The organism is Methanobrevibacter sp. UBA188 (genome assembly GCF_905234905.1).
Classification (GTDB): domain Archaea; phylum Methanobacteriota; class Methanobacteria; order Methanobacteriales; family Methanobacteriaceae; genus Methanocatella.
This window is the reverse complement of sequence record NZ_CAJOJM010000096.1, coordinates 1-2,514: the sequence shown is the minus strand read 5'-3', so window position 1 is coordinate 2,514 and position 2,514 is coordinate 1. Positions and strand designations below refer to the sequence as shown.

Annotated in this window: 3 protein-coding genes and 1 pseudogene; 2 read left to right on the top strand and 2 right to left on the bottom strand. The window is 35.8% G+C overall.

All coding sequences use genetic code 11. The features are described from left to right. Nucleotides 1-170 (bottom strand): annotated as a pseudogene (locus QZ143_RS09730) (FprA family A-type flavoprotein); the annotation flags it as partial. A 200-nt stretch (nt 171-370) separates the two neighbouring features. Between QZ143_RS09730 and dmpI the strand changes: the two are divergent. Then, complete coding sequence (gene dmpI / locus QZ143_RS09725; protein WP_058738979.1) at nt 371-556, top strand: 4-oxalocrotonate tautomerase DmpI; 186 nt, start codon at nt 371-373, stop codon at nt 554-556. 25 nt (nt 557-581) lie between these two features. On the opposite strand, the gene QZ143_RS09720 is transcribed toward dmpI, so the two are convergent. After that, entirely contained in the window at nt 582-1,040 is a 459-nt protein-coding gene (locus QZ143_RS09720) for a helix-turn-helix domain-containing protein (protein ID WP_116592878.1), read from the bottom strand. Between the two features lie 71 nt (nt 1,041-1,111). Here QZ143_RS09720 and QZ143_RS09715 point away from each other — a divergent pair, with 71 nt between their 5' ends. Continuing rightward, nucleotides 1,112-2,317 carry an MFS transporter gene (locus QZ143_RS09715; protein WP_292883706.1) on the top strand — a complete coding sequence of 402 codons (1,206 nt, stop codon included), beginning with the start codon at nt 1,112-1,114 and terminating at the stop codon, nt 2,315-2,317. Nucleotides 2,318-2,514: the final 197 nt, after the last annotated feature.

Here is a 2,514-nt window from a genome sequence, read left to right as displayed (position 1 = left end):
GTTTTTCCAGGATAAGCATTATCGATGATTGCTACTTCGTCTTCACCGAATACAATGTATGCATTGTAGGTGGTTCCGTCTAATGTGTAACCGTGGTAGGTTCTTAAGTCCCAATCGAGTACACCAATCCAGTATACTCCATCAGCTATTTTTTGTGCGTTAGCTTTCATTTTTTTATCTCCAATTTTTGGTTAATTCATTAGATATGAATTAATAATTTATTGGATTATATTATTATATATAGTTTTGTTTTATACGAATAGTTCGTTATTATAGTGGCTTTTTCAAGAGGGTATAGTTATTAATTAAGTGGCTTTCATGCCACATTAACTTTTTATTTAGAAAAATTTAATTTTCAATTGGTGATAATATGCCAGTTATAAGTTTTGATATAGGAGAATTAACAAAAGAGCAAAAAGAAATTTTAGCAAAAGAATTCAGCGAATCCGCTTCAAGAGTCACAGGCCTTCCGATAGAAATGATATATGTGCTGTTCAACGAAAGGAAATTTGACAATGTTGGAGTCGGTGGTGTTCTTTTAAGTAATCAGGAATAGATGGATTTTTAAAAATTCATTCTTTTCATTTTAAATCCAATATTTCCTTATACATTTCTTTCAATTCTTTTTTTTCATATTCCGAATAATGTTCGTTGTCGACATCCGTTTCAAGAGCAAACAGTAACAGTTCATAGAATACCTTATTCAGTGACCTTCCCTTTTTGGTTAGGAAATACTGGGTATTTTTTGGATCATTGCCCTCATTTGTCTTGTAAATAAGGCCATTATCCTGCATTGTCTTAAGGCATCTTGACAGTGCCTTGTTGTCCAGGGAGGGTCTGTTGACTTTAAATTCATTGAAATGACTTTTTCCTAAAAACAGGTCTCTTAAAACATGCAGTGTCCACTTGTTGCTCATGAATTTGAGAGTGTCTTCCAGGGGGTTTCGCTCATACTTTTTTTCGTAATATGCAAGTTTTTTCGGATTTAAAGTCATGTTTATTGTTATATATGTTTTAATATTAAGTTTTTTAGATGTCATTGATGCCACTTTATCTTTAAATACCCTATTTTTTAAATATTTGATTAGAAAATTTTAATTGGTGCGATAATATGAATGATAATGATATAGTCATGACTAAATTCCTGGCGATACTGTTTGCGATATGTTCAGGTCTTGCAATAGGTAATCTGTACTGGGCCCAGCCGTTGCTTGTCCAGATAATGGATGGCTTTGGTCTTCCAGCGGCAAATGGGGGACTTCTGGTTACTGCAACCCAAATAGGCTATGCGATGGGAATTCTCTTTATTTTGCCTTTGGGTGATTTTGTTCGAAGAAAACGTATGATAGCCCTTGTAATGGTGCTTTCCGTATTGGCTTTGGTCTCCTGTGCCATATCACCTTCATTTATCATATTGTCACTGTCACTCTTCAGTATGGGGATTGTAACAATTTCCGGTCAAATCATATTGCCTCTTGCAGGGGATTTGAGCCGTGAGGATGAACGTGGCCACATCGTTGGAATTGTATCATCCGGAATAACAACAGGTATCCTCTTTTCAAGGTTTGCAAGCGGCATCATTGCAGGATTTTGGGGATGGAGATCCGTTTATGTTATAGCGGCCGCTTTGAATCTGGTCATGGTTTTGGTAATGATTTATGTATTGCCGGAAATTCCTGCAAAAAACAAATTTAAATCATATGGGAAACTTTTGGCAAGTGTTTTCACCACCTTTAAAAATCATAGCTCATTGCCAAACATATTGCTGCACTCAGGACTGATATTCGGTTTGATTTTCAACATATTCTGGACTTCTTTAACATTTCTTTTGTCCGCAGAGCCGTTTAACTATAACACGTTCCAAATTGGGCTTGTAAGTCTGGCAGGTCTTGCAGCGGCAGTATTTGGTGTGGGAATCGGAAAATTGCAGGACAAAGGCTTGAGCATACCTGCACTTGGAGCGTTCATTGTGGTTTGCCTTGTTAGTATGGTGTGCGGCTTTGCATTCAGTGATTCAATTGTTGCCATTGTGATTGTTGCAGCGGTACTTTCAGTTGCAGTTCAGGGAGTAAGTGTCTTGACCCAGACAAGATTGTTTAACTTATCTCAAGGTGAACGCAGCAGATTGAACACGGTTTTTGTTGTGAATAACTTTATATTTGGGGCTGTTGGAAGTGCTCTTGCATCTCTTCTATGGTCATTGGGGGGATGGTCATATGTAATGATTGCGGCAAGTGCGGTTTCTGTTGCGGCATTGATTGTCTGGCTGTTTTCAAGAAGTAAATTTAAATATGCTGATGAATCATTGGATAATTAGTTATTTTTGCTTCCAATATCTAATTTTTTAAATTTTATTTCTATTAATCATATATTTGAGTTTTAGTGGGCAAATTGATAAGTATGCGAACTATATCATACATTTTATACGAATTATTCGTATTTTTTTAAAATAATTTAATTGTTTTCCATGTTTTCAATTAAATTAATCATAGTGGATAACACCCAGCTGTTTCA

Coding starts and splice junctions, on each gene's coding strand:
- dmpI (WP_058738979.1), top strand. CDS start 371: ATGCCAGTTATAAGTTTTGATATAGGAGAATTAACAAAAGAGCAAAAA.
- QZ143_RS09720 (WP_116592878.1), bottom strand. CDS start 1,040: ATGACATCTAAAAAACTTAATATTAAAACATATATAACAATAAACATG.
- QZ143_RS09715 (WP_292883706.1), top strand. CDS start 1,112: ATGAATGATAATGATATAGTCATGACTAAATTCCTGGCGATACTGTTT.